This is a genomic window from Eubacterium sp. An3, from assembly GCF_002159465.1.
Lineage (GTDB): Bacteria > Bacillota > Clostridia > Lachnospirales > Lachnospiraceae > Anaerobutyricum > Anaerobutyricum stercoris.
On the sequence record NZ_NFIR01000102.1, the window covers coordinates 1 to 814 of the forward strand.

Sequence of the window (814 nt, forward strand, 5' to 3'; positions counted from 1 at the left end):
AGGGAGCTGTCGAAGGTGGAGCCGGTAACTGGGGTGAAGTCGTAACAAGGTAGCCGTATCGGAAGGTGCGGCTGGATCACCTCCTTTCTAAGGAAGAACAAGTAGAGAGTTGTTTTGTTATTCAGTTATCAAGTGAGCTGTCTTAGGACAGTAAAAGTTGATAACGAACCTTCCGGGTGGCGATGCGCCCAGGGGACACACCCGTACCCATCCCGAACACGATGGTTAAGACCTGGACGGCCGATGGTACTATGCTGGAGACGGCATGGGAGAGCAGGTGGCTGCCCGGTTCCCTTTCAAAAGAAGAGGAACCGCAGGTGTGAGACGGAAGGAAAGGATGTACATTGAAAACTGCACACAGAGAGTTATATTCTTAGATAAGAAATAACGACATCAGATTCCTATTTATATTAAGAAATAGAAAAACGCGGACTGCCGCCTACGCTAGGGCAGGCAGGAAGCAGCCGTATCCTTGCGAGGGATACGGGCGAGGAAAAGGTCAAGCGAAGAAGGGCGCAGGGCGGATGCCTTGGCACTGAGAGCCGATGAAAGACGTGATAAGCTGCGATAAGCTTCGGGGAGGAGCACATATCCATCGATCCGGAGATCTCTGAATGGGGAAACCCGGCTGAGCAACCCTCAGTCATCCGTACGTGAATCCATAGCGTGCGGAGGGGAACCCGGGGAACTGAAACATCTAAGTACCCGGAGGAAGAGAAAGAAACATCGATTCCGTCAGTAGCGGCGAGCGAAAGCGGAAGAGCCCAAACCGTGATGCGTGCATCGCGGGGTTCGGACTGCGGAAGGGATCTGC

General features: G+C 53.1%; 3 rRNA genes. All 3 read left to right on the forward strand.

Annotation, left to right across the window (positions count from 1 at the left end):
- A 16S ribosomal RNA gene (locus B5F87_RS20525) occupies positions 1 to 87 on the forward strand; the annotation flags it as partial.
- A gap of 85 nt (positions 88 to 172) precedes the next feature.
- A 5S ribosomal RNA gene (gene rrf, locus B5F87_RS20530) occupies positions 173 to 290 on the forward strand.
- Between the two features lie 207 nt (positions 291 to 497).
- Positions 498 to 814: ribosomal RNA gene (locus B5F87_RS21305) — 23S ribosomal RNA — on the forward strand; the annotation flags it as partial.